The 26508-nt window shown below is 32.6% G+C and carries 23 protein-coding genes, 1 tRNA gene and 1 pseudogene; 23 read left to right on the top strand and 2 right to left on the bottom strand.

Going from position 1 to position 26508, the window contains the following annotated elements; genetic code table 11:
- The first annotated feature begins 20 nt into the window (after positions 1-20).
- From polX to DYE57_RS07925, 10 genes are all read left to right on the top strand, one after another.
- Entirely contained in the window at positions 21-1730 is a 1710-nt protein-coding gene (polX, locus tag DYE57_RS07975) for a DNA polymerase/3'-5' exonuclease PolX (protein WP_115313572.1), read from the top strand.
- Positions 1731-1739: 9 nt separating this feature from the next.
- Positions 1740-4088: an endonuclease MutS2 gene (locus DYE57_RS07970; RefSeq protein ID WP_115313571.1), complete on the top strand. Its 2349-nt coding sequence runs from the start codon at positions 1740-1742 to the stop codon at positions 4086-4088.
- A 199-nt stretch (positions 4089-4287) separates the two neighbouring features.
- A complete protein-coding gene (gene trxA / locus DYE57_RS07965) occupies positions 4288-4602 on the top strand; it encodes a thioredoxin (protein ID WP_115313570.1) in 315 nt (104 codons plus the stop codon).
- 101 nt (positions 4603-4703) lie between these two features.
- Complete coding sequence (gene uvrC / locus DYE57_RS07960; RefSeq protein WP_165417865.1) at positions 4704-6488, top strand: excinuclease ABC subunit UvrC; 1785 nt, start codon at positions 4704-4706, stop codon at positions 6486-6488.
- Positions 6489-6865: 377 nt separating this feature from the next.
- The gene (locus DYE57_RS07950) at positions 6866-7480 is read left to right on the top strand and encodes a succinate dehydrogenase cytochrome b558 subunit (RefSeq protein WP_115313569.1); all 615 of its coding nucleotides are present in this window, start codon (positions 6866-6868) and stop codon (positions 7478-7480) included.
- A gap of 189 nt (positions 7481-7669) precedes the next feature.
- Positions 7670-9436, top strand: coding sequence for a succinate dehydrogenase flavoprotein subunit (gene sdhA, locus DYE57_RS07945; protein WP_115313568.1), 1767 nt, complete (start codon positions 7670-7672; stop codon positions 9434-9436).
- Positions 9436-10272 carry a succinate dehydrogenase iron-sulfur subunit gene (gene sdhB, locus DYE57_RS07940; protein ID WP_115313567.1) on the top strand — a complete coding sequence of 279 codons (837 nt, stop codon included), beginning with the start codon at positions 9436-9438 and terminating at the stop codon, positions 10270-10272. Before sdhA ends, sdhB begins: the two co-directional genes overlap by 1 nt.
- Positions 10273-10442: 170 nt before the next feature.
- Positions 10443-11243 (top strand): glutamate racemase, encoded by an 801-nt coding sequence (gene racE, locus DYE57_RS07935; protein ID WP_115313566.1) that lies wholly within the window; start codon positions 10443-10445, stop codon positions 11241-11243.
- A gap of 20 nt (positions 11244-11263) precedes the next feature.
- The gene (locus DYE57_RS07930) at positions 11264-11851 is read left to right on the top strand and encodes an XTP/dITP diphosphatase (RefSeq protein ID WP_115313565.1); all 588 of its coding nucleotides are present in this window, start codon (positions 11264-11266) and stop codon (positions 11849-11851) included.
- The gene (locus DYE57_RS07925) at positions 11844-12353 is read left to right on the top strand and encodes a YfcE family phosphodiesterase (protein ID WP_115313564.1); all 510 of its coding nucleotides are present in this window, start codon (positions 11844-11846) and stop codon (positions 12351-12353) included. The genes DYE57_RS07930 and DYE57_RS07925 overlap by 8 nt, the downstream gene beginning before the upstream one ends.
- Positions 12354-12630: 277 nt before the next feature.
- On the opposite strand, the gene DYE57_RS07920 is transcribed toward DYE57_RS07925, so the two are convergent.
- Positions 12631-12704: transfer RNA gene (locus tag DYE57_RS07920), tRNA-Arg, on the bottom strand.
- Between the two features lie 368 nt (positions 12705-13072).
- On the opposite strand from DYE57_RS07920, the gene DYE57_RS07915 reads away from it, so the two are divergent.
- The 4 genes and pseudogenes from DYE57_RS07915 to DYE57_RS07900 all read left to right on the top strand — a co-directional run bounded on the left by DYE57_RS07915 (position 13073) and on the right by DYE57_RS07900 (position 14413).
- Entirely contained in the window at positions 13073-13207 is a 135-nt protein-coding gene (locus DYE57_RS07915) for a beta-class phenol-soluble modulin (RefSeq protein WP_115313563.1), read from the top strand.
- Between the two features lie 60 nt (positions 13208-13267).
- Positions 13268-13402: a beta-class phenol-soluble modulin gene (locus DYE57_RS07910; RefSeq protein ID WP_115313562.1), complete on the top strand. Its 135-nt coding sequence runs from the start codon at positions 13268-13270 to the stop codon at positions 13400-13402.
- 62 nt (positions 13403-13464) lie between these two features.
- Positions 13465-13599, top strand: a complete 135-nt coding sequence (locus DYE57_RS07905) for a beta-class phenol-soluble modulin (protein WP_115313561.1) — start codon at positions 13465-13467, stop codon at positions 13597-13599.
- 129 nt (positions 13600-13728) lie between these two features.
- A pseudogene (locus DYE57_RS07900) lies at positions 13729-14413 on the top strand (YjjG family noncanonical pyrimidine nucleotidase).
- A 132-nt stretch (positions 14414-14545) separates the two neighbouring features.
- Here DYE57_RS07900 and DYE57_RS07895 read toward each other — a convergent pair.
- Positions 14546-14986, bottom strand: coding sequence for an N-acetyltransferase (locus tag DYE57_RS07895; RefSeq protein WP_115313560.1), 441 nt, complete (start codon positions 14984-14986; stop codon positions 14546-14548).
- A 189-nt stretch (positions 14987-15175) separates the two neighbouring features.
- Here DYE57_RS07895 and bshC point away from each other — a divergent pair, with 189 nt between their 5' ends.
- From bshC to ftsA, 9 genes are all read left to right on the top strand, one after another.
- The gene (gene bshC, locus DYE57_RS07890) at positions 15176-16789 is read left to right on the top strand and encodes a bacillithiol biosynthesis cysteine-adding enzyme BshC (protein ID WP_115313559.1); all 1614 of its coding nucleotides are present in this window, start codon (positions 15176-15178) and stop codon (positions 16787-16789) included.
- Between the two features lie 142 nt (positions 16790-16931).
- Positions 16932-17363, top strand: a complete 432-nt coding sequence (gene mraZ, locus DYE57_RS07885) for a division/cell wall cluster transcriptional repressor MraZ (RefSeq protein WP_115313558.1) — start codon at positions 16932-16934, stop codon at positions 17361-17363.
- Positions 17364-17377: 14 nt separating this feature from the next.
- Positions 17378-18313, top strand: a complete 936-nt coding sequence (rsmH, locus tag DYE57_RS07880) for a 16S rRNA (cytosine(1402)-N(4))-methyltransferase RsmH (protein WP_115313557.1) — start codon at positions 17378-17380, stop codon at positions 18311-18313.
- A gap of 12 nt (positions 18314-18325) precedes the next feature.
- Positions 18326-18727 carry a cell division protein FtsL gene (gene ftsL, locus DYE57_RS07875; protein WP_115313556.1) on the top strand — a complete coding sequence of 134 codons (402 nt, stop codon included), beginning with the start codon at positions 18326-18328 and terminating at the stop codon, positions 18725-18727.
- On the top strand, positions 18708-21038 hold the full coding sequence (locus tag DYE57_RS07870; RefSeq protein ID WP_115313555.1) for a penicillin-binding protein: 2331 nt from the start codon (positions 18708-18710) through the stop codon (positions 21036-21038). Before ftsL ends, DYE57_RS07870 begins: the two co-directional genes overlap by 20 nt.
- Before the next feature lie 182 nt (positions 21039-21220).
- A complete protein-coding gene (gene mraY, locus DYE57_RS07865) occupies positions 21221-22186 on the top strand; it encodes a phospho-N-acetylmuramoyl-pentapeptide-transferase (RefSeq protein WP_115313554.1) in 966 nt (321 codons plus the stop codon).
- A gap of 1 nt (position 22187) precedes the next feature.
- Positions 22188-23537: a UDP-N-acetylmuramoyl-L-alanine--D-glutamate ligase gene (gene murD / locus DYE57_RS07860; protein WP_115313553.1), complete on the top strand. Its 1350-nt coding sequence runs from the start codon at positions 22188-22190 to the stop codon at positions 23535-23537.
- A gap of 15 nt (positions 23538-23552) precedes the next feature.
- Positions 23553-24989, top strand: coding sequence for a cell division protein FtsQ/DivIB (locus DYE57_RS07855; RefSeq protein ID WP_165417866.1), 1437 nt, complete (start codon positions 23553-23555; stop codon positions 24987-24989).
- A 103-nt stretch (positions 24990-25092) separates the two neighbouring features.
- Positions 25093-26496: a cell division protein FtsA gene (gene ftsA / locus DYE57_RS07850; protein ID WP_115313551.1), complete on the top strand. Its 1404-nt coding sequence runs from the start codon at positions 25093-25095 to the stop codon at positions 26494-26496.
- The last annotated feature ends 12 nt before the right edge of the window (positions 26497-26508 follow it).

The following is a 26508-nucleotide window of genomic DNA, read 5'->3' as shown; positions in this document are numbered from 1 at the left end:
CTTTTTATGGAGAGATGTATATGACTAAAAAAGATGTAATACGCTTATTAGAAAAAATTGCGACATATGTGGAGTTAAAAGGAGAAAATACTTTTAAAGTGTCTGCTTATAGAAAAGCAGCACAAAGCTTAGAAATTGACGAGCGTCCTTTAGATGAAATAGAAGATGTCACTGAACTTAAAGGAATTGGTAAAGGTGTGGGTGATGTCATTAATGAATTTAAGGACAAGGGCGAATCAACAACGCTTATGCAACTTCAAAAAGAAGTGCCTGAAGGTTTACTTCCATTATTAAAAATTCAAGGATTAGGTAGTAAAAAAATTGCTAAACTGTATAAAGAACTTCATATTATTGATAAAACAAGTCTGCAAAAAGCATGTGAAGAAGGTAAAGTGAGTGAGTTAAGTGGTTTCGCTAAGAAAACAGAGCAAAATATCTTAGATGCAGTCAAAGTGCTTGGTGCTAAAAAAGATCGCTATCCTGTCAACCAAATGAGAGGTTTAAATAACGAAATCATTCAATTTATTGAACAGCTTGAAGATGTTGATAAGTTTTCTTCAGCTGGAAGTTTTAGACGATATAAAGAAATGAGTAAAGATTTAGACTTTATTATAAGTACATCTCACTCTGAAAAAGTGCAACAACAATTATTAAACATTCCTAATAAAGTAAAAGAGGTTGCTGTAGGAGATACAAAAATTTCATTAGAACTTTCTTATGATGATGAAACGATTGGAGTAGATTTTAGATTAATTGAACCTGCTGCATTTTATCATACACTGCAACACTTTACTGGTTCTAAAGAGCATAATATTCGCATTCGACAATTGGCTAAAGAACGTAATGAAAAAGTAAGCGAATATGGTATAGAACAATCAGATGGTAATTTATTACAATTACAAAGTGAAGCGGCCATTTATGAACATTTTGGAGTGAATTGGATTGCACCAGCTATGCGTGAAGATGGTAGCGAATTTGACAAAGATTTGAGTCATATCGTTAAATTAGATGATATCAATGGTGATATCCATATGCATACGACTTATAGTGATGGTGCATTTTCAATTAGAGAAATGGTTGAGGCAAATATCACAAAGGGTTATCAATTTATGGTCATAACTGATCATTCACAAAGTCTCAAAGTAGCGAATGGTTTGAAAGTGGAACGCTTGCTACGTCAAAATGAAGAAATTAAACAATTAAATGAAGAATATAAAGAAATAGATATTTATTCAGGTACAGAAATGGATATTTTACCAGATGGCACATTAGATTATGATAATGTCGTATTAGCGCAACTTGATTATGTTATAGCTGCCATACATCAAAGTTTTAATCAGTCCGAAAAAGAAATAATGAAACGTTTAGAAGTAGCCTGTAAAAATCCCTATGTTAGACATATTGCACATCCAACAGGTCGAATTATTGGACGTCGTCAAGGTTACAAGACTAATATAGAGAAATTAATACAACTAGCTGAAGAAACGAACACATTTTTAGAAATTAATTCAAATCCTAATCGTTTAGATTTAAACACAGAAATTGTACGTAAATATTCAAATGTAAAATTAACAATTAATACTGATGCGCATCATACTGATCATCTTGAGTTTATGAAATATGGTGTAGCTACTGCTCAAAAAGGGTTTGTTAACAAAGAAAGAGTTATTAATACAATGACTAGAGATGAATTTAAAACATTAATTAAGACGAATAAAATGAAGAAATAGAGGGATTGCATGAGACAAAAAACATTAGATGTCTTGGAATTCAATAAAATTAAATCATTAGTTGCTGAAGAAACAATAAGTGATTTAGGCCGTGAAAAGGTTCAAGCGATGTCTCCCGTCAGTGATTACGATACTGCTGTCTTTCAAATGAACGAAACAGATGAAATCTCACAAATATACAATAAATATCGATTGCCAAGTTTGAGTGGTTTAGCTAAAGTAACACCACTTATACACAGAGCGACTATTGGTGGTGTACTTAATGTTATGGAACTAAACTTAATTAAACATTTAGTTCAAGTACAAAATCAATTTAAAACGTCTTACAATCAACTTTTAGAAGAAGATGAAGAAGTTAAGTATCCCATTCTAGATGACAAAATGAACCAACTACCGGTGTTGACAGATTTATTTAAAGAAATTAACGATAAGTGTGATACTCATGATTTATTTGATCATGCAAGTTATATGTTACAGGGTATCAGAAGTAAAATCTCAAGTACGAATCAACGTATTCGACAAAATTTAGATCTTATTGTTAAAAGTCAAGATAATCAAAAGAAATTATCCGATGCCATTGTTACAGTGCGAAATGATCGCAATGTAATTCCTGTAAAAGCAGAATATCGACAAGATTTTAATGGTATTGTGCATGATCAATCTGCATCTGGTCAAACGCTTTATATTGAACCAAGTTCTGTTGTTGAAATGAATAATCAAATTAGTCATTTGCGTAATGATGAAGCTGTTGAACGAGAACGCATTTTAACCGAATTAACTGGGAGTGTTTCGGTTGAAGCAGATGCGTTAATAGTCGCTGAATCGGTGATGGGGCAAATCGATTTTCTAACAGCTAAGGCACGATATGCACACACGATTAAAGGGACGAAGCCTACCTTTAATAAGGAAAGAACAGTTTATTTACCTAATGCCTTTCACCCATTATTAGAAAGAGACACAGTTGTTGCAAATACAATTGAGTTTATTGAAGATATCGAAACAGTTATTATTACTGGACCTAATACGGGTGGTAAGACAGTTACACTCAAAACATTAGGTTTAATTATAATAATGGCTCAATCTGGGTTGTTAGTGCCAACATTAGATGGAAGTCAATTAAGCGTATTTGAAAATGTATATTGCGATATTGGTGATGAACAATCCATTGAACAGTCGTTATCAACATTCTCATCGCATATGAAAAATATAGTAGACATTCTACATGAGGCAGATAAAAACAGTTTAATTCTTTTTGATGAATTAGGTGCCGGCACTGATCCTAGCGAAGGTGCAGCTTTGGCTATGAGTATTTTAGATTATGTACGTAATTTAGGATCTCTAGTTATGGCGACGACACATTATCCTGAATTAAAAGCGTATAGTTATAACCGTGAAGGTGTGATGAATGCGAGCGTTGAATTTGATGTCGATACTTTGAGTCCGACTTATAAATTGTTAATGGGGGTACCAGGTCGATCAAACGCGTTTGATATTTCTAAAAAATTAGGACTCAATCTTAACATTATCAACAAAGCCAAGACGATGATAGGTACGGATGAACAAGAAATCAATGCAATGATAGAATCTTTAGAAAAGAATTCAAAACGTGTTGATCAACAACGTATTGAATTAGAGCGACTTGTTCGTGAAGCTGAAAATATACATGATGAATTATCGAAACAGTATCAGCAATATCAAAATTATGAGAAATTATTAATGAATGAAGCAAAAGAGAAAGCTAACCAACGTGTAAAATCAGCCACTAAAGAAGCCGATGAGATTCTTAAAGAACTAAGAAATCTTAGAGAACATAAGGGTGCAGAGGTCAAAGAACATGAATTAATTGATAAGAAAAAGCAACTCGATAATCAATATGAAGCGACATCAATAAAACAAAATGTCCAGAAGAAAAAATACGATAGAATTAATGCTGGTGACGAAGTGAAAGTACTCTCTTACGGACAAAAAGGTGAAGTACTTGAACTTGTAGACGATGAAGAAGCGGTTGTTCAAATGGGTATTATTAAAATGAAATTACCCCTTGAAGATTTAGAAAAAACGAAAAAGAAAAAAGAAAAACCAACTAAAATGGTTACAAGACATCATAGACAGACGATTAAGACTGAATTAGATTTAAGAGGTTATCGTTATGAAGAAGCATTAGTTGAATTAGATCAATATTTAGACCAAGCGGTACTAAGAAACTATGAACAAGTTTATATCATTCACGGTAAAGGTACAGGTGCACTTCAAAAAGGCGTTCAACAACATTTGAAAAAACATAAAAGTGTGAGTCATTTCAGAGGTGGTATGCCAAGTGAGGGTGGCTTTGGTGTAACCGTAGTTGAACTTAAATAAATGATTATCAAAATAACGGAAGCACTGTATTTGATTTTTTAGAAAATAACGTACAATGAATCCATTATTGTTAGATAATAGGAATGATAGAATAGAGCAAGTAGAATTTTGGCACTTTAATTGAGCAATAGCGATGCAATTGTCTTTAAAGTCTGTTATAATTTGCTCATCATTTAAAAAATAAGGAGGATTGGCATTTATGGCAATCGTAAAAGTAACTGATTCTGATTTTGATAGTAAAATTGAATCTGGTGTCAAATTAGTTGATTTTTGGGCTACTTGGTGTGGACCTTGTAAAATGATTGCACCAGTTTTAGAAGAATTAGCAGGGGATTATGATGGTAAAGCTGATATTTTAAAATTAGATGTAGACGAAAATCCATCAACTGCTGCAAAATATGAAGTAATGAGTATTCCAACTTTAATCGTATTTAAAGATGGCGAACCAGTTGATAAAGTTGTAGGATTCCAATCTAAAGAAAACTTAGCAGAAGTATTAGATAAACATCTATAAGAATGACATAATTAAAAGACTGGGGCATTACATTTAGTAATTGCTCCAGCTTTATTTTGTTCAAAAGTTCATTTTCAAAAAACATCGAAAGGAGGAGTATCTTGGAGGACTATCAAAAGAAAATTAAAGAAAAACTAAATGTAGTTCCGTTAGAGCCAGGTTGTTATTTAATGAAGGATAGAAATGAACAGGTTATATATGTTGGGAAAGCTAAGAAACTGAGAAATCGACTTCGTTCTTATTTTACTGGAGCACATGATGCTAAAACGACACGTTTAGTTAGTGAAATTCGAAATTTCGATTTTATCGTCACATCTAGTGAAACAGAATCGTTATTATTAGAATTAAACCTTATTAAGCAATATCAACCTCGGTATAATATTCTATTAAAAGATGATAAAAGTTATCCATTTATCAAGATTACTAAAGAGAAGCATCCTCGGTTACTCGTTACACGTACTGTAAAGAAGAATACAGGTAAATATTTTGGGCCCTATCCAAATGCGTATTCAGCTCAAGAAACGAAAAAGTTGCTTGATCGAATCTATCCTTTTAGAAAATGCGATAATATGCCAGATAAGCTATGTCTTTATTATTATATTGGGCAATGTATGGGACCATGTGTGTATGATGTGGATTTAGACAAATATGCTCAAATGACTAAAGAAATTACGGATTTTCTAAATGGAGAAGATAAGACAATACTTAATAATTTAGATGACCAAATGACTAAAGCAAGTGAGCAACTCGATTTTGAGCAAGCAAAAGAATATAGAGATATGATTCAACATATTCATAATTTAACGAAAAAACAAAAAATTATGTCTACGGACAATACTGTGAGAGATGTATTTGGTTATAGCGTCTCTAAAGGTTGGATGTGCGTTCAAGTATTCTTTATTAGACAAGGTAATATGATTAAACGTGATGCAACAATGATTCCAATTCAGCAGACAGAAGAAGAAGAGTTTTATACATTTATAGGTCAGTTTTATAGTTTAAATCAGCATCTATTACCTAAGGAAGTCCATATCCCCAAAAATCTTGATAAAGATATTATTAAATCGGTGGTTGATACAAAGATTATTCAACCATCACGTGGTGCTAAAAAAGAAATGATAGATTTAGCCAATCATAATGCGGAAGTACAACTTGATAATAAATTTGAACTAATCGCTAGAGATGAATCTAGAACGATAAAAGCCATTGAAGAATTAGGAGAGCGTATGGGTATTCAAACGCCAATTAGAATCGAAGCTTTTGATAATTCTAATATTCAAGGTGTTGATCCGGTATCTGCAATGGTTACTTTTGTAGATGCCAAGCCTGATAAAAAAGGGTATCGTAAGTACAAAATTAAAACTGTTGAAGGGCCTGACGATTATAAATCAATGCGTGAAGTTGTGCGTCGTCGATACACTCGAGTACTTAATGAAGGTCTTCCACTACCAGATTTAATTATTGTAGATGGAGGTAAAGGTCACATGAACGGTGTGATGGACGTTCTTGAAAATGAGTTGGGATTAGACATTCCTGTTGCTGGACTGCAAAAAAATGATAAACACCAAACGTCTGAATTATTGTATGGTGCAAGTGCAGAAATCGTACCTTTAAAGAAAAATAGCCAAGCTTTTTACTTATTGCATCGTATCCAAGATGAAGTGCATCGTTTTGCAATAACGTTCCATAGACAAACGAGACAAAAAACAGGTTTGAAATCGGTTCTAGACGATATTGACGGTATAGGTGCAAAAAGAAAAACGGCGCTTTTAAGAACATTTGGTTCAATTAAGAAAATGAAAGAAGCTTCGTTAGATGAATTGAGGAAGTCTGGCTTACCAGAGAAGGTTGCTAAAACTCTTCAAGATGCATTACAAAGTAAATAATTATAAAAAATGGGTGTGAGAGTTATTCTCATACCCAAAAATTATGAAATTAATGTTACAATATGGTTAACAAAAGCTAATTTTTTTAAAGTTGTGTGGAAACGTTTTCTAAATGAGAATTGTTATCACTATTCAGTTGATTGATGCAACTATGAATCTTCACAACTTAACGAAATGATTCTATTCAATTACTAGCTTTTTACTTTTTAAGCAATACTTGTGTATATAGCGTTCTGATTTTTAGGTGCTTTACTGTCTCTCAAGTGCGAAATAAAGAAGTAAAGTTATGCTAGTCTTTTATATAGAATTTAAGGGCATTTTGCATACAATTTTCGGAGAATTAGCAATTTAAATTTTGTTTCGTAGGGGGGATCTTTTTGGCTCAATCAAAGAACGAATTTTACTTAAGAAGATTACATTCGTTATTAGGGGTTATTCCAATAGGTGCATTCTTAATCGTTCACTTAATGGTAAACCATCAAGCTACACAGGGAGTAGAGGCTTTTAATAAGGCGTCTGGTTTTATGGAATCATTACCATTTTTAATTATAGCTGAATTTGTGTTGATTTATATTCCATTACTTTACCATGGTTTGTTTGGTTTACATATTGCATTTACAACTAAAGAAAACATCGGTCACTATTATTTATTTAGAAACTGGATGTTCTTCTTCCAACGTGTAAGTGGTATTCTAGCATTTATTTTTATCGCAATGCACTTATGGCAAACTCGATTACAAAAAGCTTTTTATGGTAAAGCAGTAGATTATAATTTAATGCATGAAACATTACAACATCCTTTATGGGCAATCTTCTATATTATATGTGTTGTTGCGGTTGTGTTCCATTTTGCTAATGGTTTATGGTCATTCTGTGTGACATGGGGCTTTTTACAATCTAAGAAATCACAACGCGTATTCACTTGGATTTCATTAATTGTATTCCTAGTGATTTCATATATCGGTGTCTCAGCCATTATCGCATTCATGTAATTAGTTACCTTTTTAACTTATCGACATAGCAATTTTAAAAGTAGAAAGACTATATCGAAAGTCTTTTACAATCAAAGCTTTATCTAATAAAACCAATGTATAAAAAGTGATGCATTTATTTCAGTTATATCTTAAGAGAAGGTAGAAGGTGAAGCTTTAGATTTAAATATTCAGGGGAGTGACATTTCTATGGCAGAGAAAAAAGTTATTGTTGTTGGTGGAGGACTAGCCGGTCTGATGTCAACAATTAAAGCGGCAGAACAAGGTGCACATGTAGATTTATTCTCAATTGTACCTGTTAAACGTTCGCACTCTGTTTGTGCACAAGGTGGCATAAATGGTGCGGTAAATACTAAAGGTGAAGGCGATTCTCCATGGATTCACTTCGATGATACAGTGTATGGTGGAGACTTCTTAGCTAACCAACCACCTGTTAAAGCCATGGCTGATGCTGCACCGAAAATTATTCATTTGTTAGACCGTATGGGGGTCATGTTTAACAGAACTAAAGAGGGTTTATTAGACTTTAGACGTTTCGGTGGTACGCTTCATCATAGAACAGCTTTTGCTGGTGCAACAACAGGTCAACAATTACTTTACGCACTTGACGAACAGGTACGTTCATTTGAAGTGGACGGATTAGTGACGAAATACGAAGGATGGGAATTTTTAGGTATCGTTAAAGATGATGAGGATGCTACAAGAGGTATCGTAGCCCAAAATATGACTACATCAGAAATTAAGTCCTTTGGTTCAGATGCTGTGATTATGGCAACTGGTGGTCCTGGTATTATATTTGGTAAAACTACAAATTCTATGATTAATACCGGATCTGCTGCATCTATCGTATATCAACAAGGTGCGATTTATGCAAATGGTGAATTTATTCAAATTCACCCAACAGCTATTCCAGGTGACGATAAATTACGTCTTATGAGTGAATCTGCTCGTGGTGAAGGAGGACGTATATGGACTTATAAAGATGGTAAGCCATGGTACTTCTTAGAAGAGAAATATCCAAATTATGGTAATTTAGTACCTCGTGATATTGCAACACGTGAAATTTTTGATGTGTGTATTAATCAAAAATTAGGTATTAACGGTGAAAACATGCTCTACCTAGACTTATCTCATAAGGATCCACATGAACTTGATGTTAAATTAGGTGGAATTATTGAAATTTATGAAAAATTCACTGGCGATGATCCACGTAAAGTTCCAATGAAAATCTTTCCAGCAGTGCATTACTCAATGGGAGGCTTATACGTAGATTATGATCAAATGACGAATATTAAAGGTTTATTTGCCGCAGGTGAATGTGATTTCTCTCAACATGGTGGTAACCGCTTAGGTGCTAACTCATTACTTTCAGCTATTTATGGTGGTACTGTTGCAGGTCCTAATGCTATCAAATACGTTGAAAATATTGAAAAATCCTACACTGAATTAGACGACAGTATTTACGAAGCGCGTGTTAGAGAAGAACAAGAACGCTTCGATAAATTATTAAATATGCGTGGTTCTGAAAATGCATATAAACTTCATCGTGAACTTGGTGAAATCATGACTGCTAATGTAACGGTAGTACGTGAAAACGACAAATTATTAGAAACAGATAAGAAAATCCAAGAATTGATGAAACGCTATGAAGATATCGATATGGAAGATACGCAAACTTGGAGTAATCAAGCGGTATTCTTCACTCGTCAATTATGGAATATGCTAGTATTGGCTCGTGTAATTACTATCGGGGCATATAATCGTAATGAATCTCGTGGTGCACACTACAAACCAGAATTCCCAGATCGTAATGATGATGAATGGTTAAAAACGACAATGGCACATTATAATGGTAAAACTGAAAAACCAGAATTTACCTATGAGCCAGTTGATGTAAGTTTAATACCACCACGTAAACGTGATTACACTAGTAAGTCTAAAGGAGGTAAAAAGTAATGGCTGATCAATCAGTAAAGCAAATTTTAGAAACTCAAGGTAATCAACAAACTCAAGAACAGAATCAACAATCTAAACAAAAAACAGTAAAATTAATTATTAAACGTCAAGATAATAACGAATCTAAACCCTATGAAGAAACATTTGAAATCCCTTATAAAGAAAACTTAAATGTTATTGCTTGTTTGATGGAAATAAGACGTAATCCGTTAAATGCTAAAGGTGAAAAAACAAGTCCTGTAACTTGGGACATGAACTGTCTTGAAGAAGTATGCGGTGCTTGTTCAATGGTCATTAATGGTCGTGCAAGACAAGCATGTTCAGCAATCGTTGACCAATTAGAACAACCCATTCGTTTGGAGCCAATGAGTACATTCCCAGTTATTCGCGACTTACAAATTGACCGTTCAAGAATGTTTGACAACTTAAAACGCATGGAAGCTTGGATTCCAATTGATGGTACGTATGATTTAGGTCCTGGGCCACGTATGCCAGAGAAAAAACGTCAAACAGCTTACGAATTATCAAAATGTATGACATGTGGTGTATGTTTAGAGGTTTGCCCAAATGTTACACCAAATAACAAATTTGTAGGTGCACAAGCCATTTCACAAGTTCGTTTATTTGACTTGCATCCTACTGGTTCAATGACTAAAGATGAAAGATTAGAAGCTTTGATGAGTTCAGGAGGATTGCAAGAATGTGGTAACTCTCAAAACTGTGTGAATGCTTGTCCTAAAGGTATACCTTTGACAACTTCAATTGCAGCGATGAATAGAGAAACATCATTCCATATGTTTAAATCATTCTTCGGTTCTGATCATCAAGTAGATTAATATGCATTAAAGTGACCAAGGCATTTTGTGTCTTGGTCTTTTTGATTAGAGTCTAAATGATTAATCATTTTTTAAAATAAAAAGTAAGTTAAACTCAATACGTTATTTTCTACAGCTACTTAATACTATGATACAATATTAGTTAACTGTAAAAATAAGGATTGAGAGTAATGAATAAACCTATTGGCGTCATTGATTCAGGTGTAGGTGGACTAACAGTAGCTAAGGAGATTATGCGACAATTACCAAATGAGACGATTTATTATCTCGGAGATATTGCCCGTTGTCCTTACGGTCCAAGACCTGGAGAAGAAGTTAAACAATTTACAACCGAATTAGCTCAGAAATTAATGGAATTTGATATCAAAATGTTAGTGATTGCATGCAACACTGCGACTGCTGTAGCTTTAGAATATTTACAAAAGATACTTCCAATACCAGTAATAGGAGTTATAGAACCAGGTGCTAGAACAGCAATTATGACAACTAAAAATCAAAATGTATTAGTGTTAGGTACTGAAGGAACAATAAAATCAGAAGCCTATCGCACACATATTAAGAAGATCAATCCTAATGTAAATGTATACGGAGTAGCGTGTCCTGGTTTTGTACCTCTTGTGGAACAAATGCGCTATAATGATCCAACGATTACAAGTATTGTTATTCATCAAACATTAAAGCAATGGAGAAATAGCGATGCTGATACGGTTATTTTAGGATGTACACATTATCCATTGTTATACAAACCAATTTATGAATACTTTGGAGGAACTAAAACAGTTATTTCATCAGGGTTAGAGACAGCTCGTGAAGTCAGTGCATTACTGACATTTAGTAATGAACATGCTAGTTATGATGAACATCCTGGTCATCGTTTTTTTGCTACAGGTGATACCACTCATATCAAGAACATTATTGCTGAATGGTTAAAGATGAATGCCGAAGTAGTACGTATCACTGTTAAAAATTAGTTTGAGAAAGGGAGCTATTAATGGAAGATATTGTCATTGCAACGAATAATAAAGGTAAGATTAATGATTTTAAAACGATTTTTAAAAATGACCATGTTATAGGAATTTCTGAATTGATTCAAGACTTTGATGTTGATGAGATTGGAACAACGTTTGAAGAAAATGCAAGATTAAAATCAGAAGCAGCAGCCCAAGCTCTGAATAAACGAGTGATTGCAGATGATAGTGGACTTGAAGTTTTCGCTTTAAACGGTGAGCCCGGTGTCTATTCAGCGCGTTATGCAGGTTTAAAAAAGAATGATGAAGACAATATCGATAAGTTATTGGCAAAATTAGAAAATGAAACAAATCGTCGCGCACAATTCGTTTGCGTGATTAGTATGAGTGTACCAGGTGAAGAAACTAAAACGTTTAGAGGAACAGTATCTGGAGAGATTACACGACAAAGACAAGGTAGTCATGGCTTTGGTTATGATTCAGTGTTTTTAGTTCCTAATATAAATAAAACAATGGCTGAACTTTCTGATAGTGAAAAAAGTGAAATAAGTCATCGTAGAAAGGCGATTGAATGTTTAAATCATTATTTAGCAGATGAGAAACATGACTAAGTGGATTATTGTAAGTGATAATCACAATGAACCAGGTATCTTGTATTACACTGCTGAAAAAAATAGTGATGCAGATGTATTATTGCACTTAGGTGATTCAGAATTTAGTTATGATGATACAGAATTAAGTTTATATCGTTGGGTAAAAGGTAATTGTGATTTTTATCAAGAATTTCCTAAAGAAGAATTAGTTGAAAAAGATGGTGTTCGAGCTTTTTATACTCATGGACATTTATATGATGTGAATCGTAGCCGTATTAAACTCGCAGAAAAAGCAAAATCATTAGGTTGCATATTTGCATTTTATGGTCATACTCATATTGCAAAATATGAAGAAATAGCTGGTGTTCACGTGATTAATCCAGGAAGCATTTCACAATCTCGTAGTAATATAGAAGAAACATATGCAGAAGTTGATGTAAGAGAAAGGCAACAAGAGGCTATTTTAAATTTTAGAAATAGAGAAGACCAGATTCTTGATATTGTTAAGATGAGCTTGTAAAAAATGGAAATAAATTGTTCAGCACCAATACTTCATCATGAAGTATTGGTGCATTTAATTGTAACATTTACGAATAAATAGTAATCAGTTAGGCATTGAAAAAGAGATAAATCATGATGATTAAAGTGTTCATAATTGTTTTTTAATACAACTGTAGAGTAAGTTTTAGAGAGCTGATGTCATTGTGTAATTTAATTTTGAACATTAATGTATTTTTGAGAAGGTTAATTAGATGTTAATAATAAAAAAGAAGCCCGTTTATCACGGGCTTCTTTAGCGTCCTGGGAGGGATTCGAACCCCCGACCGATGGCTTAGAAGGCCATTGCTCTATCCAGCTGAGCTACCAGGACATTTTTTAACACAAGAATTATTATATCTAAATAACAGGCTTTTCGCAATAGCTGTACAATAAAAAATATTAATATTTTTCACTATATTAGTGCTTTTTATACTTAAATGCTAATTTATTGCAAATATGAAATAAATTTTTGGCAATAAAATTGAGAGAAATACAGTTGTGTATTCTTAACTGTCTTTTAGGCATAAAAACACGACAGCTAGGAATTATTAATGACTTCTTAAGAAAATAAGAATAAATTGTGACAAACACATTATATAGTTAAAGTAACAAAACGATAGAGTAACAAATAATACATACACACCCATCGTTTTGCAGTTATTTACTCATATTTTTTTACACATCTTAGGAGTGTTAATAATGACAAAATTATTTAACGCTATTAAAGACATCGCAGAAGCTGCTATCAGTAATGATGGTACAAAGTTAGGTACAAGTGTTGTTAGCATCGTAGAAAATGGCATTAGTATTGTAAGTGAAATTTTTGGAAACTAATTCCAATTCACTAATGTTAGCACAATTAGAATTATCATTTTTAAAAAGGAGATTTTTGTAATGGACAAATTATTCGACGCAATCAGAAACACTGTAGATGCAGGTATTAACCAAGATTGGACTAAATTAGCTACTAGCATTGTAAGTATTGTTGAAAATGGCGTAAGTGTTATTTCAAAATTCTTAGGTGCATAATTTCAATAGCTAAATAAAACTACTTTTTTAATTTTGATTATTAAAATTAGGGAGAGATAATAATGGCAAAATTAGCAGAAGCAATTGCAAACACTGTAAAAGCAGCTCAAGATCAAGACTGGACAAAATTAGGTACTAGCATCGTTGATATCGTAGCAAGCGGTGTTAGTGTATTAGGTAAAATCTTCGGATTTTAATTTATTCATTTACAACTTGTAAGCCAGGGCAAAAGCTCGGGTCTTTTTTAATGCTCAAAATTCTGTTAACATTATGATTAATTTAATGAAAAAGTCTTATCTTATAGAGAATTAGGAGATTCCATAACAATGAAATTTAAAAATATTCTATTAGATTTTGATGATACAATTGTAGATTTTTATGATGCTGAAGAAAAGGCATTCTTTAAAATAGCTGAGTATTATCATCATTATGCTAGTAAAGAAGATTTTGCGCATTTTAGAAAGGTGAATCAAGAACATTGGGAAGCTTTTCAAAAGAATGAATTAACAAAAGGAAGTTTTATCACATCGCTTTATTAATTATTTTAAAGACTACCGAATTAATGTTAATGGCAAAGAAGCTGATGAGCGTTTTCGTGATGAGTTGGCAAAAGCCCCATTAAAATTTTTCGGTAATACTATAGAGACTATTAATCATTTGAAGGATAGTCATTCACTATATATCGTTACAAATGGTGTTACAGAAACACAACAACGTCGTATTGCACAAACGAACTTTAACGATATATTTGATGGTATTTTCATTTCTGAACAAACGGGATATCAAAAACCTATGCCAAAGTTCTTTGATTTCATTTTTAAAGAGATAGGTGAGGATAAGAGGACACAAACGATTATAGTTGAAGATTCACTTACTTCTGATATTTTAGGTGGTGTGAATGCTAATATTTCAACTTGTTGGTTCAACGTGCGAGATAAAAAGAATATGACAGCGATTGAACTTGACTACGAAATACATGATTTAGCTGAGCTAGAATATATAGTAGATTAATAAATAATGTTTATAAGGTGTAATAATATTACGTTTAAGACGGTAGCAACCAAAGAAGTCAATCGATATGGTACTATACTCTTGCATATCGATTGACTTAAATGATTACATTATTTTTATTTTATTCTTAAGTTAAGGTTTCCAAATCAAAATATCGTGTCCTTCAGGATTTTTTGCCTCAACATCTTCAAAACCCTGTTTTATGAAATAATCTTTTGACTTATTTCTTGCGATTGCTTTAATAGGTTTTTGATATTTTTTAGCAAAATCAATTAATTGTTTTGCGTAACCACGACTTTGATAATTTTTCAAAACTTCTAATTTCCATAAAAGAATATAGTCATTACAGTTTGGGAAATATGTTTCTTCAACTTCCCCTTTATCAAGCAAAGCCATCCTTGCAGCAAGTTTATCTCCAACAAAAATACCATAGAATGGTGAGTCAGAACTTGCATCAATCAATTGCCCCTTAAGTTCTTTTGCCATATAGAGATCTTTATTACCGAACTCTCTAAAATCTTCAAAGAGCTCGTCAATTTTATAATTGATCTCCAAATGTTTTATCTCGTTCATATTTATCTCCCCCTTTAATATCTTTATTACATTATATCTATTTTAATGTTATTTTTCATTTAATTATCATTGTAGAAATTTAAGTCGTAAAATCAAAATTTATATAGATTATTTTAAGCCGTTAAATTGTCATAAAGAAGTATAATCTTTATACTGTATGAGTGATAGTGATATTGAAGGAGCAAAAAGATGGAATGTAATACTGTAAAGTTAAATGAAAAAGATCAATTCATTAATAAAATTAAAAATAGTGATGCTCAAGTTACATCATTTTATGAATATGATGCTGTAAAAGAGGACAGTTTCATTAAAAGATTGAAAGCAACTAATAATGGTAAAGAACATCAATTATCTAAAGTAGTACAATCATATATGAGTGATTTAGATTTAACTCAGCAACAAGTTGAAAGCATAAATGCGTTAGATCAAGGAGCTAAAGTAGTGATTGGTGGTCAACAAGCTGGACTTTTAGGAGGCCCACTATACACATTTCATAAGATTTTCTCAATCATAACTTTAAGTCAGCAACTATCAAAAAAATATAATCAATACATTATCCCTGCGTTTTGGATTGCTGGCGAAGATCATGATTTTGATGAAGTTAATCACACGTATGCATTTAATAGTAAAACGTCATCGCTTAAAAAAATTAAGTTTCATACTATGACACCGCCAGAAAGTAATGTGTCCAGATTTACTCCTGATAAAGATGCTTTAATAAATGCTTTGGATCAATTTTTTAAGGAAATCAATGAGACTACGCATACTAAAATTGTTTATCAGCTTTGTAAAAAGATTATTAATCAATATGATACTTGGACTGATATTTTTAAAGCATTACTACATGAAGTGTTTAAAGATTATGGTTTGTTATTGATTGATGCGCAATACCCTGCCTTAAGACAAATGGAGCGTCCTATTTTACAAGCAATTTTAGAAAAGCACCAGGATATAGATTCGGCATTTCGTCAAACTCAGCAAGCAACGACTAATAATCAGTTGCCACAAATGATTCAAACAGATACGAATACGCACTTATTTTTACATGATGATCATATGAGACAATTGTTAACTTTTGAGGATGGTCGTTTTAAAGTAAGTAAATCAAATCGTTATTATACTAAAGAAGAATTGTTAGAAATCATCGAAAAGGAACCAGAAAGATTATCAAATAACGTAGTTACACGCCCTGTGGTTGAAGAATGGCTATTTAATACGGTTGCGTTTGTTGGAGGTCCGAGTGAAATAAAATATTGGGCAGAATTAAAGGGTGTATTTAATATTTTAGATGTTGAAATGCCGATAGTTATGCCGAGATTACGCATATCTTATTTGTATGAAAGAACTCATAAGTTGCTTACACAATATCATCTAACTATTGGTTCAGTAATCTCAGATGGTATTGAAAAAGAAAAACAGAGCTTTGTGAGAGTACAGGCTTCAGATATCTTTATAAAAGAAGTAGAACAAATGAAAGAGCGTCAACAACAACATTTTGAAATGTTGTTAGAGCAAGTGGATGGTAATCATGATAATCAAATATTGCTAAAGAATAATAATGAAATACATCAGAAACAATATGACTATCTTTTGAAACGCTATTTATTAAATATAGAAAGAAAAAATGATACAAGTATGCATCAGTTTAGAGAAATTAGTGAAGTCCTCCATCCGATGGGAGGCTTGCAAGAAAGAATATGGAATCCATTTCAAATTATGAATGATTTTGGGATAGATGTGTTCAACCCCTCCACTTTTCCACCACTTTCATACACTTTTGATCATATTATTATAAAACCTTGATATAACGGCTTTTAAACCCATTTTATCTTAACGATAAAATGGGTTTTTTTGTGTTTAATCAAATAATTTGCATTATTTTTGCATAATTAGTGGAGGATGGTGGGGAGATGTGGTAAATTATAAATAAGGTGAGGTGATAAAAATGTTCATGGGAGAATACGATCATCAATTAGATACAAAAGGACGTATGATTATACCGTCCAAGTTTCGTTATGAATTAAATGAACGTTTTATTATCACTAGAGGCCTTGATAAGTGTTTATTTGGTTACACACTTGAAGAATGGCAACAAATTGAAGAGAAGATGAAATCCTTACCTATGACTAAAAAAGATGCACGTAAATTCATGCGTATGTTCTTCTCTGGTGCCGTTGAAGTAGAACTAGATAAACAAGGGCGTATCAATATCCCTCAAAATTTGAGGAAATATGCTAATTTAAACAAAGAATGTACAGTAATAGGTGTTTCAAATCGAATTGAAATTTGGGACAGAGAAACTTGGAATGACTTCTATGAAGAATCAGAAGAAAGTTTCGAAGATATTGCTGAAGATTTAATAGATTTTGATTTTTAAACGGAGGAATGCAAGTGTTTCATCACATTAGCGTCATGTTAAACGAAACCATTGATTATTTAAATATCACAGAAGATGGTGTGTATGTTGATTGTACGTTAGGTGGAGCAGGGCATGCCCTTTATTTACTTAATCAATTAAATGATGAAGGTAGACTTATAGCGATTGACCAAGATTTAACAGCCATAGAAAATGCAAAGGAAGTTTTAAAAGAACATCTGCACAAAGTCACTTTTGTTCATAGTAACTTTCGAGAATTAACAAATATTTTAAAAGACTTAAACATTGAAAAGGTCGACGGTATTTACTACGATCTTGGCGTTTCTAGTCCGCAACTAGATGTGCCAGAAAGAGGATTTAGCTATCACAATGATGCAAAGCTTGATATGCGAATGGATCAAACACAAGATTTATCTGCATACGAAGTTGTTAATCAGTGGTCTTATGAAGCGCTTGTAAAAAATTTTTATCGATATGGTGAAGAGAAATTCTCTAAACAGATCGCCAGAAGAATCGAAGCACGTCGAGAACAACATCCAATTGAAACGACATTACAACTTGTTGACATCATCAAAGAAGGCATCCCAGCTAAAGCTAGGAGAAAAGGTGGGCATCCAGCGAAAAGAGTTTTTCAAGCTATAAGAATCGCTGTCAACGATGAATTAGCTGCTTTTGAGGATTCAATTGAACAAGCTATCGAATGTGTAAAAGTGAAAGGTAGAATTTCGGTGATTACTTTCCATTCTTTAGAAGATCGTTTATGTAAACAGATTTTTCAAGAATATGAGAAAGGTCCTGATGTTCCTAGAGGATTACCTGTTGTTCCAGAAGAGTATGCCCCGAAATTAAAACAGGTCAATCGTAAACCGATAACCGCTACTGACGAAGACTTAAATGAAAACAATCGAGCTCGCAGTGCAAAGCTACGCGTAGCAGAAATTTTAAAATAAGGAGTAAGTGTAATGGCTGTAGAAAAAATTTATCAACCTTATGATGAAGCAACACAAACCAGTATTCCTCAAAGACAACCGCAATCACGCCTCGAAAAACAAACGGTAAAAAGAAAAGTTGTTGTTCAACTTACTAGATTTGAAAAGATTTTATACATAGCGCTTATTACCGTGATTGCCTTGATTAGTATATATATGCTATCTTTAAAAATGGATGCGTACGATACGCGAGGAAAAATTGCAGATTTGGATCAAAAAATAGAAAAACAATCTAGCGAAAACAGCGCATTAAAGTCTGAAATTAAGAAAAATTCTTCTTATGAACGCATTTACGACAAAGCTAAAAAGCAAGGCATGAGCCTACAGAACGACAATGTAAAGGTAGTGCGTAATAATGGCGAAGCGAAAAATTAAAATTAAAAAAAATAAAATAGGGGCAGTCCTACTTGTTGGTTTATTCGGACTGCTCTTTTTTCTATTGGTTTTAAGGTTCTCATATATCATGATTACGGGTCATTCAAATGGTCAAGACTTAGTCATGAAAGCAAATGAAAAATATTTAGTAAAAAACTCACAACAACCTGAACGCGGTAAGATATATGATCGAAACGGCAAGGTTTTAGCGGAAGATGTGGAGAGGTATAAACTGGTTGCTGTTATAGACAAAAAAGCAAGTGAAAATAGTAAAAAACCTCGACACGTCGTCGACAAGAAGAAAACTGCAAAAAAATTGTCTGAAGTCATCGATATGAAACCTGATGAAATTGAAAAGCGTTTAAATAATAAGAAAGTATTTCAAGTTGAGTTCGGTCAAAAAGGGACAGATTTAACTTATCAAGATAAAGAGAAGATAGAAAAGATGAATTTACCGGGAATCTCACTTTACCCTGAAACTGAACGCTTTTACCCTAATGGAAATTTCGCATCTCACCTCATTGGTATGGCACAAAAAGATCCTGACACAGGGCAACTTAACGGTGCTTTAGGTGTGGAAAAAATCTTTAACAGTTACCTAAATGGTACACAAGGTGCTTTAAAATATATTCACGATATTTGGGGGTATATAGCACCAAATACAAAAAAAGAACAGCAACCCAAACGTGGTGATGATGTTCATTTAACTATAGATTCAAATATTCAAGTGTTTGTTGAGGAAGCACTTGATGATATGGTTGATAGATATGCGCCAAAAGACTTATTTGCGGTAGTCATGGATGCTAAAACTGGAGAAATTCTAGCTTACAGTCAACGTCCTACTTTTAATCCTGAAACAGGTAAAGATTTTGGGAAAAAATGGGCGAACGATTTATACCAAAATACGTATGAACCCGGTTCTACATTTAAAACATTTGGTTTAGCCGCAGCAATCCAAGAAGGTAAGTTTAAACCAGATGAAAAATATAAATCGGGACACAGAGATATTATGGGCTCAGAAATCTCTGATTGGAATAAAACTGGTTGGGGAAGAATACCAATGTCTCTAGGTTTTACTTATTCTTCAAACACTTTAATGATGCACTTACAAGATTTAGTGGGTGCAGACAAAATGAAATCATGGTATGAGAGATTTGGTTTTGGTAAAAAAACTGACGGTCTATTTGATGGTGAAGCATCAGGAAATATCGGTTGGGCTAATGAATTACAACAAAAAACATCTGCATTTGGTCAATCCACTACGGTTACACCGGTTCAAATGATTCAAGCACAATCGTCATTCTTTAATAAAGGAAATATGCTGAAACCATGGTTTGTAAGTAGTATTGACAATCCGATTACTAAAAAGAATTATTATAGTGGTAAAAAACAATATGCTGGGCAACCAGTGACAAAAGAAACGGCTGATAAAGTCGAAAAAGAATTAGATAAAGTAGTAAATAGTAAACAAAGTCATGCGATGAATTATCGTGTCAAAGGATACGATATTGAAGGTAAAACAGGTACAGCACAAGTTGCCGATTCTAATGGCGGTGGATATGTTAAAGGAAACAATCCATACTTTGTAAGCTTTATAGGAGATGCACCTAAGAAAAAAACAAAAGTAATTGTTTACGCTGGTATGAGTCTTGCTCAGAAAAACGATGAAGAAGCCTATGAAATGGGTGTAAGTAAAGCATTTAAACCTATTATGGAAAATACACTTAAATATTTAAACGTTGGTAAATCTAGTGATTCAGTTTCTAAAACTAATTACAGCAAGGTACCAAATGTTCAAGGCAATGAAACTCAAAAAGCCGAAGATAGTATCAATGCTCAATCTCTAAAACCAATTACTATAGGAAATGGTAAACAAATTAAAGCTCAATCTGTTAAAGCAAGAAGCCAAATCTTACCACATAGTAAAGTTTTATTACTTACTGATGGAGATATAACAATGCCAGATATGACCGGTTGGACTAAGGAAGATGTATTAGCCTTTGAAGACTTAACAAATATACAAGTTTCTACTAAAGGTAATGGTTTTGTAACAAGTCAAAGCGTTACAAAAGGTCAAACATTGAAAAATAAGGACAAAATTGAAGTGACGTTATCCGCTGAAAAAACTGATGACAATGAAGATGATTCAAGCGACACTCAAGATGATAAAAAGTCTAAAGATAAGTCTTCATCAAAAGATAAAACAGATACATCTTCAAAATCAAATTCAAAGAATAGTTCAAGTTCTGATTCTAAAAAAGACTCCAATAATAACATAAATACTCATTCAATTTCCTCAAATGATAACTGATGGAATATGATAAACACGACAGGTTGGGATTAACATTTTAGGGATAAACTAATAAATGATCCCAACCTTATTTAATAAAATTTATTGTTTTATATAAAAATAAAGCAGAAACTGATAAAATATTAAAGGTTATTTACAAATAAAAAGAGTGAAAATTAGAAAGTGAAGAAAAGGAGATTCATATGTTCTTTATATATGCGATCATCGCACTACTCATAACATTTATATTAGTTCCTGTGCTTATACCTACTTTAAAAAGAATGAAGTTTGGACAAAGCATTCGTGAAGAAGGACCTCAAAGTCACATGAAAAAAACAGGCATACCTACTATGGGAGGCCTAACTTTCTTAATTAGTATCATTACTACATCAATTATCGCAATTATTTTTGTGGATAATTCAAATCCAATTATTCTACTATTATTTGTTACTATAGGATTTGGACTTATTGGTTTTATTGATGATTACATCATTGTTGTTAAAAAGAACAATCAAGGACTAACAAGTAAACAAAAATTCTTAGCACAAATTATAATTGCAGTAATATTCTTCGTCTTAAGTGATGGTTTTCACTTAATTAATTTCACAACGAATTTACATATTCCTTTTGCGAACTTTGATATTCCTTTATCATTTGCCTATGTTTTATTTATTGTTTTTTGGCAAGTAGGCTTTTCAAATGCGGTTAATTTAACAGATGGTTTAGATGGTTTAGCTACTGGATTATCTATCATTGGCTTTGCGATGTATGCAATCATGAGTTTCATACTTGATTCACCAGCAATTGGTACATTTTGTATTATTATGATATTTGCATTATTAGGTTTTCTTCCATATAACTTAAATCCTGCAAAGGTATTTATGGGTGATACAGGTAGTTTGGCACTTGGGGGAATCTTTGCAACAATATCAATGATGCTTAATCAAGAATTATCACTTATCTTTATAGGCTTTGTATTTGTGGTCGAAACTTTATCAGTGATGCTACAAGTTGCATTATATAAATTAACTAAAAAACGTATTTTCAAAATGAGCCCGATTCACCATCATTTTGAATTAAGTGGATGGGGAGAATGGAAAGTTGTTACTGTATTTTGGACTGTAGGTTTAATATCAGGATTAATCGGTTTATGGATTGGAGTGCATTAAATTGCTAAATTACACAGGATTAGAAAATAAAAATGTTCTAGTAGTAGGCTTAGCAAAAAGTGGTTATGAAGCAGCAAAATTACTATCTAAATTAGGTGCAAATGTTATTGTAAATGACGGTAAAGATCTTTCACAAGATGCACATGCTAAAGACTTAGAATCTATGGGGATAAAAGTTATCAGTGGCAGTCACCCAGTATCTCTTCTAGATAATAATCCAATCATTGTAAAGAATCCGGGAATTCCTTATACGGTTTCAATTATAGATGAAGCGGTAAAAAGAGGACTTAAAATTTTAACTGAAGTTGAATTAAGCTACTTAATTTCAGAAGCGCCAATTATTGCTGTGACAGGTACTAACGGTAAAACAACAGTGACTTCACTTATTGGAGATATGTTCAAAAAAAGTGTTTTAACTGGACGTTTATCAGGTAATATTGGTTATGTTGCTTCGAAAGTGGCTCAAAAGGCAACTCCCGATGAATACTTAATTACAGAATTATCATCATTCCAATTACTAGGAATAGAACAATATAAGCCACATATCGCTATTATTACTAATATTTATTCAGCACACCTTGATTACCATGAAACCTTAGAAAATTATCAGAATGCTAAAAAACAAATTTATAAAAATCAAACTGAGGACGATTATTTAATATGTAATTACCATCAAAGACATTTGATTGAGTCTGAAAATCTTAAAGTGAAAACATTTTATTTTTCAACTCAACAAGAAGTGAACGGTATTTATATTAAAGATGACTTTATTGTCTTTAACGGCATTCGTATAATCAACGTTAAAGATTTAGTATTGCCGGGTGAACACAACTTAGAAAATATACTAGCTGCAGTATTAGCTGCTATTTTGGCAGGCGTATCAGTTAAAGTAATCGTTGATAGTTTAACTACCTTCTCAGGAATTGAACATAGACTTCAATATATCGGCACGAATCGTACAAATAAATATTATAATGATTCCAAAGCAACTAATACTTTAGCTACACAATTTGCGCTAAACTCTTTCCAACAACCAATTATTTGGTTATGTGGTGGTCTTGATCGTGGTAACGAATTTGATGAACTTATTCCTTATATGAAAAATGTACGTGTCATGGTTGTTTTTGGTGAAACGCAAGAAAAGTTTGCTAAACTAGGTAATAGTCAAGGCAAGTACGTAATTAAAGCAACAGGTGTTGAAGATGCTGTTGATAAAATTCAAGATGTTGTAGAACTTAATGATGTCGTATTATTATCACCTGCTTGTGCAAGTTGGGATCAATACAATACATTTGAAGAACGTGGTGAGAAATTTGTCGAAAGATTCCGAGCACACTTGCCATCTTACTAAGGAGTGTGAATGCTCATGGATGAAAATAATAATAATCAAAAAAAGGGTAAAGTTTCATGCATAGACGAATATACTTCACAGAGTAATGTCAGCAAAGACAATGAAGATTTAGAATTGTTTAGAAGAAACAAAAAGCTTCGCAATCGTAAAAGACGACGTTATGGCTCAAAAACTGAAAATGATGACATCGAAACACAATCATCTTTTTCTAACAACGAAGAGCATCAAATCAAGTATTCATTTGAAATAGAAGGTAAAAGAGAGACAAAAGATAATCTTACGGAAGAGAATAATATTTCGACTAATACTAACCAACATTACGATAACTTATCATTAGATACAGGTAATATGTATCAAAAAAATCAAGAAATGAATTTAGAGCAGGAACAAAATGGAAAGCCTTTTGAAGAAAATACATCTGAAAGTAATAAAACAGAGAATAAAGAATCAAAGAATGAGAGTTCTACTAAACAAGAACAAGATAAAAAGAAACATTTATTCAATAAATTACCTTTTTCGAAAAATAAGCAACACGAGCCTTTAGATAACGATAAAAAAAGTGAGAGTAACGGTAAAGTTACAGAAATTAAGCCTTTGACACTAGAAGAAAAAAGAGCATTAAGGCGAAAAAGACAAAAGAGAATTCAATACACAATAATTACATTACTCATTTTAATGATTGTCATTTTTTTACTTTATATGTTTACGCCACTAAGTAAGATTGTGAATGTAAATATTAATGGCAATAATAATGTTAGTACAAGTAAAATAAATAAAGAATTGAATGTTACTTCACATTCTAGAATGTACACATTTAGCAAAAATAAAGCGATAAATAACTTGAAAAAGAATCCACTTATTAAGGATGTTGAGATCCATAAACAGTTACCAAATACTTTGAATGTTAAAGTGATTGAATATCAAATTGTAGGTTTAGAAAAAAATAAAGACAAATATGTGCCTATTATTGAGGACGGTAAAGAATTAAAGAACTATAGTGATGATGTTTCTCATGACGGACCTATTCTAGATGGCTTTAAAGGTAAAAAGAAAGAGCGGATGATTCAAGCTTTATCAGAGATGTCTCCAAAAGTGAGAAGTATGATAGCAGAAATAAGTTATGCTCCTGAAAAGAATAAACAAAGTCGCATTGAAATATTTACTAAAGATAATTTGCAAGTCATTGGCAATATTACAACTATAGCAAATAAGATGCAATATTATCCTCAAATGTCTCAATCATTAAGTAGAGATGATTCAGGTAATCTTAAAACCGATGGATACATCGATTTATCAGTAGGTGCATCGTTTATTCCATATAAAGGTTCATCTAATGTTGAGTCCGACTCTTCACAAGATGTCACTAAATCTACACAAGAAGAAAACCAAGCAAAAGAAGAACTACAAAATGTGTTGAATAAAATTAATAAACAATCTAATGAAAATAATTAAAAAATTTCGATAATAGTATGTGTTTATAGTTCACAAGCTATTCATCGTATTGTACACTAAACATAGTGTACTTAAATAGTAATTTGTCAGGAGGTGCCTATCTATGGAGGAACATTACTATGTGAGCATAGATATTGGTTCATCAAGTGTTAAAACAATAGTAGGCGAAAAATTTCACAATGGAATAAATGTGATAGGTACAGGACAAACCTACACTAGCGGTATCAAAAATGGTCTTATCGACGATTTTGATATTGCACGACAAGCAATTAAAGACACGATTAAGAAGGCTTCAATTGCCTCAGGTGTAGATATAAAAGAAGTATTCTTAAAATTACCTATCATTGGTACAGAAGTATATGATGAATCAAATGAAATCGAATTTTACGAGGATACTGAAATTAATGGGACGCATATTGAAACTGTTCTGGATGGTATTCGTGATAAAAATGATGTTTCTGAAACAGAAGTGATTAATGTCTTTCCAATACGTTTTGTAGTGGATAAAGACAATGAAGTTTCAGATCCTAAAGAATTAATTGCTCGACATTCATTAAAAGTGGATGCTGGTGTCATTGCAATTCAAAAATCTATTTTAATCAATATGATTAAATGTGTTGAAGCGTGTGGCGTTGATGTTTTAGATGTTTATTCTGATGCATACAACTATGGTTCGATATTAACACCTACTGAAAAAGAATTAGGTGCCTGCGTTATTGATGTTGGTGAAGACTTAACACAGATTGCTTTTTATGAACGCGGAGAGTTAGTCGATGCAGAATCTATAGAAATGGCTGGACGTGATATCACTGATGATATCGCTCAAGGCTTAAATACTACATATGATACTGCTGAGAAAATTAAACACCAATATGGGCATGCTTTTTATGATTCAGCCTCAGATCAAGATGTTTTCTCGGTAGATCAAGTTGATAGTGAGGAGCATGTTCAATACACTCAGAAAGATTTAAGTGATTTTATTGAACAACGAGTTGAAGATATTTTCTTCGAAGTTTTCGATGTTTTACATGACTTAGGTCTAACAAAAGTAAATGGTGGATTTGTAGTTACTGGCGGTTCTGCTAATCTTCTTGGAGTTAAAGAATTACTACAAGATATGGTTAGTGAAAAAGTGAGAATTCATACACCATCACAAATGGGTATTAGAAAACCAGAATTCTCTTCTGCAATTTCGACAATTTCTAGTAGTATCGCTTTTGATGAGTTATTAGATTATGTTACAATTAGTTATCAAGATAGTGAAGAATTTGAAGAAGAAGTTATCGAATCCGAAAACGATAAAGATAACGAACCTAAATCAAGCGGTTTCGATTGGTTTAAACGTAAATCAAATAAAAAAGATAATAGCGAGGAAGAACCAGAAACGCCTCGTGACGAATCTCATAAAGACCGCGTGAATCATCAAGAAGATGAAGAACATCAATCAGAAAGCAAAGACAAAGAAGAAGGTAAATTTAAAAAACTAATGAAATCTCTATTTGAATGATTATTGGCCATT

Origin of the sequence: Staphylococcus saccharolyticus (assembly GCF_900458815.1) — a bacterium.
GTDB lineage: Bacteria > Bacillota > Bacilli > Staphylococcales > Staphylococcaceae > Staphylococcus > Staphylococcus saccharolyticus.
The sequence above is the reverse complement of the archived record's forward strand: the minus strand, read 5'-3'. Positions and strand labels throughout refer to the sequence as shown.

What these genes read in the sequence shown, in the direction of transcription:
- polX (WP_115313572.1), top strand. Translation starts at nt 21, where the DNA reads ATGACTAAAAAAGATGTAATACGCTTATTAGAAAAAATTGCGACATAT.
- DYE57_RS07970 (WP_115313571.1), top strand. Translation starts at nt 1,740, where the DNA reads ATGAGACAAAAAACATTAGATGTCTTGGAATTCAATAAAATTAAATCA.
- trxA (WP_115313570.1), top strand. Translation starts at nt 4,288, where the DNA reads ATGGCAATCGTAAAAGTAACTGATTCTGATTTTGATAGTAAAATTGAA.
- sdhA (WP_115313568.1), top strand. Translation starts at nt 7,670, where the DNA reads ATGGCAGAGAAAAAAGTTATTGTTGTTGGTGGAGGACTAGCCGGTCTG.
- sdhB (WP_115313567.1), top strand. Translation starts at nt 9,436, where the DNA reads ATGGCTGATCAATCAGTAAAGCAAATTTTAGAAACTCAAGGTAATCAA.
- racE (WP_115313566.1), top strand. Translation starts at nt 10,443, where the DNA reads ATGAATAAACCTATTGGCGTCATTGATTCAGGTGTAGGTGGACTAACA.
- DYE57_RS07930 (WP_115313565.1), top strand. Translation starts at nt 11,264, where the DNA reads ATGGAAGATATTGTCATTGCAACGAATAATAAAGGTAAGATTAATGAT.
- DYE57_RS07925 (WP_115313564.1), top strand. Translation starts at nt 11,844, where the DNA reads ATGACTAAGTGGATTATTGTAAGTGATAATCACAATGAACCAGGTATC.
- DYE57_RS07915 (WP_115313563.1), top strand. Translation starts at nt 13,073, where the DNA reads ATGACAAAATTATTTAACGCTATTAAAGACATCGCAGAAGCTGCTATC.
- DYE57_RS07910 (WP_115313562.1), top strand. Translation starts at nt 13,268, where the DNA reads ATGGACAAATTATTCGACGCAATCAGAAACACTGTAGATGCAGGTATT.
- DYE57_RS07905 (WP_115313561.1), top strand. Translation starts at nt 13,465, where the DNA reads ATGGCAAAATTAGCAGAAGCAATTGCAAACACTGTAAAAGCAGCTCAA.
- DYE57_RS07895 (WP_115313560.1), bottom strand. Translation starts at nt 14,986, where the DNA reads ATGAACGAGATAAAACATTTGGAGATCAATTATAAAATTGACGAGCTC.
- bshC (WP_115313559.1), top strand. Translation starts at nt 15,176, where the DNA reads ATGGAATGTAATACTGTAAAGTTAAATGAAAAAGATCAATTCATTAAT.
- mraZ (WP_115313558.1), top strand. Translation starts at nt 16,932, where the DNA reads ATGTTCATGGGAGAATACGATCATCAATTAGATACAAAAGGACGTATG.
- ftsL (WP_115313556.1), top strand. Translation starts at nt 18,326, where the DNA reads ATGGCTGTAGAAAAAATTTATCAACCTTATGATGAAGCAACACAAACC.
- DYE57_RS07870 (WP_115313555.1), top strand. Translation starts at nt 18,708, where the DNA reads ATGGCGAAGCGAAAAATTAAAATTAAAAAAAATAAAATAGGGGCAGTC.
- mraY (WP_115313554.1), top strand. Translation starts at nt 21,221, where the DNA reads ATGTTCTTTATATATGCGATCATCGCACTACTCATAACATTTATATTA.
- DYE57_RS07855 (WP_165417866.1), top strand. Translation starts at nt 23,553, where the DNA reads ATGGATGAAAATAATAATAATCAAAAAAAGGGTAAAGTTTCATGCATA.
- ftsA (WP_115313551.1), top strand. Translation starts at nt 25,093, where the DNA reads ATGGAGGAACATTACTATGTGAGCATAGATATTGGTTCATCAAGTGTT.